The following is a 5,360-nucleotide window of genomic DNA, read 5'->3' as shown; positions in this document are numbered from 1 at the left end:
AAGCGCTGCTTGCCGCGCCTGACATAGCGACCCCGCTCGGCCTGCGCGACCGCACGATGCTGGAACTGATGTACGCAAGCGGCTTGCGGGTCTCGGAACTCGTGCTGCTGAAATCGATCGAGTTGGGGATGAACGAAGGCGTCCTGCGCATTACCGGCAAGGGCGGCAAGACCCGCCTGGTGCCGTTCGGCGAAGAAGCGCGTGCCTGGATCGAACGCTATCTGAAGAACGCGCGCTCCGTCATCCTCAACGGCAGGATCGACGATGCGTTGTTTGTCACGGCACGTGGCGGGGCAATGACACGACAGATGTTCTGGACGCTGATCAGGAAGCATGCGCTCAAGGCGGAGATCAATGCGCCGCTTTCGCCGCATACCTTGCGCCATGCATTCGCGACGCACTTGCTGAATCACGGCGCCGACCTGCGGGTGGTGCAGCTGCTGCTCGGCCATGCCGATATCTCCACCACGCAGATTTACACCCATGTGGCGCGCGAGCGCCTGAAGAAACTGCATGCGGAGCATCATCCGCGGGGATGACCGGCCTGCATGCAGAGGGGAATACGATGATCGATCTTTCCACGCTCGCGGTTTTCCTGCTCGCCGTTCTGGCGCTGTTTCTGTCGCCGGGTCCGAATATGGCGTTTGTTCTGTCGTACGGCATTGCCCATGGCCCGCGCGGCGGGTATGCCGCCGCACTCGGCATTGCCGCCGCCGACCTGGTGCATACCCTGTTCGCGGCTGTCGGTATCACCGCGCTGGTTGCCGCATGGTCGCCTTCATTCGATTTGCTGCGTTATGCAGGAGCGCTCTACCTCGCATGGCTGGCGCTGCAAGCATTCCGCCAACCCGGCGATGCCGTTATCCCTCACAGGAAAGACGGATCGCTCGTGAGGGTGTTCAGGATGGCGATGATCAACAATCTGCTCAACCCCAAGGCCTTGCTGTTTTTTATTGTATTTCTTCCGCAATTCGTGGATGCCCGGCGCGGTGATGTGCAACTGCAATTGCTCGCCTTGGGTGCCATCCTGGCCGTTGCCGGCCTTGCCTTCAATGCGGTGTTCGGTGCATTCAGCGGACAGGTCGGCAAGTTCATGGAACGCAATCCGCGCGCCGCGCAGTATCAGTCATGGTTCCTGGGCAGCGTGCTGGCCGCGCTGGCGCTGCGCCTGCTGTTGCTGGACAGGCCTAGCGGACGTTGACCTGCCGCCGCACGCCCCGATGGCTCAATCGGCGGGTCGTTCGTACTTGGCCAGTACGTGGCTGATGATCGGCCGAATCCCGATGCGCGTTAAATCTTGAACGCCCGCCGGCTGTCCGGCGTGACAAGGTCGATATAGTCGGGATGCCTGCGGATATAGGCGGTAATGAACTGGCAAACCGGCATCACCTGCTTGTGCTGGCTGCGCACATCATCGAGTGCCTTCTGCGCGAGCTGCGACCCGTATCCCTTGCCCTCATGTTCCGATGCGATCTCGGTATGGGTGAACATCACGGCGTCGCCCATCATGTTGTACTCGGCGTAGCCAAGCACCTGATCGTCATCGATCAACTCATAGCGATGCTTGTCCTGATTGTTGCGCAGTGCGGGATTGCTCATCGGTACTCCTGGTGGCTAACGGATTTTTTGGCTTGCAGATGTTGGCCCTGCTTCGGCATGGGGTCAACCCTTGAAGAGGCTGCCTTGCCAGGCGCTATACTTTCGTGCAAACCAATTATGACCAGAACTACGAGGAGCCGCCTTGCGTATTGCCGATCATTGGAAGGAAATCCAGCATGTTGTCCAGCAGGGACAAGTTTCAAGCCTGTATTGCTCGATTGCATCGACCGGTCCTGACGGGATGCCGAACATCACGCCGATCGGAACGGTATTCCTGCGTGACAACGGCACGGCCTTCTATTTCGACCAGTACACCAGCCTGCTGTCAAAAAATCTCGAAACCAATCCACATGTATGCCTGATGGCGGTGAATGCGAGCGCGAAGTTCTGGTTTCTTTCCTTATTCGGCGGTCGTTTCCGATCCCCGCCGGGGGTACGTCTTTATGGCACGGTCGGCGCGCTGCGGCCTGCAACCGAGGAGGAACTGCAACGCGTGCGTCGCCGCGTCGGCCTGGCACGACGGCTGAAAGGCGGACGAATGCTGTGGTCCAATTTTTCGCATGTGCGTGATGTGCACTTCACGTCCTTCCGGCCGGTACAGTATCCGGTAATGATGGATGGCATGTGGACGCAGCGGGAACTAAAACGCCCAGCAAGGTGATGCTTCCATGAGTCCGGAAAAGCAGCTCGACATCATCATCCGCGGCAAGGTTACCGAAGCGGTGAACGCGCATCTTGACGGCGACTGGTCGGCGCTGCAGACACTGTTCACGATTCCCCGCGCGATGTTCGACGCATGGGCCGACAGCATCGAACTGCCGTATGGCAGCGTATCAAACAGGATATCCCGCACCGACGGCGTATATGTACTGCAGGATGCGGAGGGCTGGCTGGTCTTTGAACAGCGCAATGGCGTCCACCCCAAGGGCGAACGAATGTATCCCGACTACAGGCAGGCGAAGCGGGCGGCATTGTCGCTGGCGTACCTGAGCGTGCTGCGCGGCGCGGTATAGGCCTGTCGGCGATGACAAGGCTCTCACGAGGCTTGTCAGATCGCGCATTCCGGTTTTGGGGTATGTTGTCGGTCATTCCAATAAAAATTCAGGAGACAGGAAGCAATGAACGCCACACCCGTATCGACGCCATCGACCGGCAATACTGACACCAGCACCTCCCAATCATTCCGCGCCGAAGACGGCACGGATATCCATTACCGCTATTGGTCAACAGCCGCTGCGCCGACGGCCGTCATCCAGATCGTCCACGGCGCGGCCGAGCATGGCGGCCGCTACGAACGCTTTGCACGCGCACTGGTCGGCCAGGGGTATGCGGTATATGCGACCGATCATCGCGGGCACGGCCGCACCCGTATCCGGTCCGGCGAACTCGGCGATGCGGGACCGGACGCATGGAACCGGTTCGTGGAGGACGAGCGGCAGCTCAGCCAATCCATACGCGACAACCATGCCGGTGCAAAGCTGGTACTGTTCGGCCACAGCATGGGATCGTTCATCACCCAGGACTACATCACGCGCCACGCCGATCTTCTCGATGCGGTCATCCTGAGCGGCACTGCCTACGGTCCGCCGCCGCCGAAGGAGGCGATCACCGCCCTGAATGCAGCGGCACAGGCGGCGCCGCTCGGTCCCTCGCAGATCTGGTCCAATCGCTTTGCCGATTTCAATAAACCTTTTACCGGCAAGCCGGGCTTCGAATGGCTCAGCCGCGATCCGGAGGAAGTCCGCAAATACGAGGAAGATCCTTTGGCAGGCTTTCCGTTCTCGAATGAACTGGTGCGCGATTTCTTTCAGGGGATGGCACTGCTGCGCGACCCGGTACGCGAGGCACGCATACCCGTCGATCTGCCGGTACTTGTCATTCAGGGCGCGCTCGATCCGGTGGGTGCCAACCTGCAGGCGACACATGCGCTGCTCGACCGCTTCAACGAACTCGGCCTGACGCGCGTCAGTCATCATTTCTATCCCGAAGCGCGGCATGAATTACTCAACGAGACCAATCGCGAGGAAGTGCAGCGTGATGTGCTGAACTGGCTTGCATCGGTCCTGAAGTGACCGCAACCAACGACCATAAAGGAGATACCCATGACAAGCAATACGGAAACAGCCGCGCTGGATTTCCTTGTCAGCAGGAGCGATTTGCATCAATGCAGGAGCGTACCCGCCGCGGTCACCAGGGATACGGCGCTTCAGGCCGGGCAGGTACTGCTGAAGGTTGACCAGTTTGCCTTCACTTCCAACAACGTCACGTATGCCGCGTTCGGCGATGCGATGTCGTACTGGAATTTTTTTCCGACCGAAGAAGGCTGGGGCAGGATCCCGGTCTGGGGCTTCGGCGAGGTGGTTCGTTCGGAGCAGGAAGGCATTGCACCCGGCGAGCGCTTTTACGGCTATTTCCCGATGTCGTCCTATGTGGTCGTAGAACCGGAGCGCGTCGGCACGTCCGGCTTCTACGATGGCGCTGTGCACCGGAAGCCGCTGCATCCGCTTTACAACCAATATCTGCGCACCAGCGCGGATCCGTCGTATCAGGAAAGCCGCGAAGCCGAGCAGATGCTGCTGCGCCCGCTGCTGGTGACGTCCTTCCTCATCGACGACTTCCTGTTCGACAACGGATTCTACGGCGCCAACGCCGTCATCCTCTCCAGCGCCTCCAGCAAGACATCCTACGGGCTGGCCTTCATGCTCTCCCGCCGTCTGGAAAAGACGTATCAGGTGATCGGACTCACATCGCCGGGCAACGTGGAATTCGTGAAGAATCTCGGCTGCTACGACCAGGTGCTGACTTACGACCAATTGTCATCGCTGCCCGCCGAGACGCCGGTGGTGTACGTCGATATGGCAGGTAACGGCGAAGTGCGCAGCGCGCTGCACCATCATTTCGGCGACAACATGAAGTACTCCTGCGCGGTCGGCGGCACCCATTGGGAGCAGCGGGGCGGCGCCGGCAATCTGCCTGGCGCGCGGCCAACGCTGTTTTTTGCGCCGGCACAGGCGAAGAAGCGGGCGGCCGATTGGGGGCCTCACGGCGTGCAGGAACGTTTCGGCGAGGTGTGGCGCGCATTCCTGGCGGAGACGAAAGGCTGGATGAAGGTATCCCGGCAAAGCGGACCGGATGCGGTCGAACGGGTGTATCGCGACATGATCGACGGTCGTGCCCGGCCCGACGAAGGCCATGTGCTGTCACTGCATGGATGACGGATCAATGCGGCGCTGAATAAAAAAACGGGCCGCAGATGCGGCCCGTTTTTAGAGTAAAGCGAATTGCCTGAAAATTACTTGGCCTTGCGGATACCCGAAGTGGCTTTTTCAGCAACTTGCGAGAACTGGGTCACGGCATTGTTCAGGTTGGCTTCCAGCACTTCAGCAGCTTGCTTGGTTGTCTTGGTGAACTGCTCGTAACCTGCATTGGCGTTACCGATCGCGGATTTGAAAATCGCGACGACATTCTCGGAACCAGCCGGTGCGTTCTTGGATACGTCCTCGACCAGGGCGGAAACCTTGCGGCCTGTCTCAGCGATGTGCTCTTCGGTCGCACGGGTGAACTCGGACTGCGCGCTGGTTGCGATGCCTGCCAGATGACGGCCGTAAGCGATTGCCTTGGCGGCGGTCGGTTGTGCCTGTGCTGCGGTCAGCGAGAAGAATTCCTGCGGGTCTTTTGCGGAAATCAGCTGGCGTGCGGTGACAGCGGAGTCTTCCAGCGATGCCTTGGCTGCGTTCAGGTTCAGGTCGGCGATCTTTTCC

General features: G+C 59.9%; 8 protein-coding genes. 6 read left to right on the top strand and 2 right to left on the bottom strand.

The window, feature by feature from the left end:
• Together V7080_RS23710 and V7080_RS23705 are read left to right on the top strand one after the other, a co-directional pair.
• Window positions 1-539 (top strand): tyrosine recombinase (locus V7080_RS23710; RefSeq protein ID WP_334190844.1); only part of this gene is annotated, 539 nt, incomplete at its 5' end.
• A 26-nt stretch (window positions 540-565) separates the two neighbouring features.
• Window positions 566-1,201, top strand: coding sequence for a LysE family translocator (locus tag V7080_RS23705; RefSeq protein ID WP_334190843.1), 636 nt, complete (start codon window positions 566-568; stop codon window positions 1,199-1,201).
• 89 nt (window positions 1,202-1,290) lie between these two features.
• Here V7080_RS23705 and V7080_RS23700 read toward each other — a convergent pair whose 3' ends face one another.
• Entirely contained in the window at window positions 1,291-1,599 is a 309-nt protein-coding gene (locus V7080_RS23700; RefSeq protein ID WP_334190842.1) for a GNAT family N-acetyltransferase, read from the bottom strand.
• A gap of 142 nt (window positions 1,600-1,741) precedes the next feature.
• On the opposite strand from V7080_RS23700, the gene V7080_RS23695 reads away from it, so the two are divergent.
• The 4 genes from V7080_RS23695 to V7080_RS23680 all read left to right on the top strand — a co-directional run bounded on the left by V7080_RS23695 (window position 1,742) and on the right by V7080_RS23680 (window position 4,814).
• On the top strand, window positions 1,742-2,260 hold the full coding sequence (locus V7080_RS23695; protein WP_334190841.1) for a pyridoxamine 5'-phosphate oxidase family protein: 519 nt from the start codon (window positions 1,742-1,744) through the stop codon (window positions 2,258-2,260).
• Between the two features lie 7 nt (window positions 2,261-2,267).
• The gene (locus V7080_RS23690; RefSeq protein ID WP_334190840.1) at window positions 2,268-2,612 is read left to right on the top strand and encodes a hypothetical protein; all 345 of its coding nucleotides are present in this window, start codon (window positions 2,268-2,270) and stop codon (window positions 2,610-2,612) included.
• 105 nt (window positions 2,613-2,717) lie between these two features.
• Window positions 2,718-3,671: an alpha/beta hydrolase gene (locus V7080_RS23685; protein WP_334190839.1), complete on the top strand. Its 954-nt coding sequence runs from the start codon at window positions 2,718-2,720 to the stop codon at window positions 3,669-3,671.
• Between the two features lie 30 nt (window positions 3,672-3,701).
• A complete protein-coding gene (locus tag V7080_RS23680; RefSeq protein WP_334190838.1) occupies window positions 3,702-4,814 on the top strand; it encodes a DUF2855 family protein in 1,113 nt (370 codons plus the stop codon).
• A 77-nt stretch (window positions 4,815-4,891) separates the two neighbouring features.
• Here the strand turns inward: V7080_RS23680 and phaP are convergent.
• Window positions 4,892-5,360: TIGR01841 family phasin (gene phaP, locus V7080_RS23675; protein ID WP_334190837.1), on the bottom strand; the 469-nt coding region annotated here is incomplete at its 5' end.

The sequence above is a fragment of the Noviherbaspirillum sp. genome (assembly GCF_036846085.1).
GTDB lineage: Bacteria > Pseudomonadota > Gammaproteobacteria > Burkholderiales > Burkholderiaceae_D > Noviherbaspirillum.
This window is presented reverse-complemented; position numbering and strand designations above follow the sequence as displayed.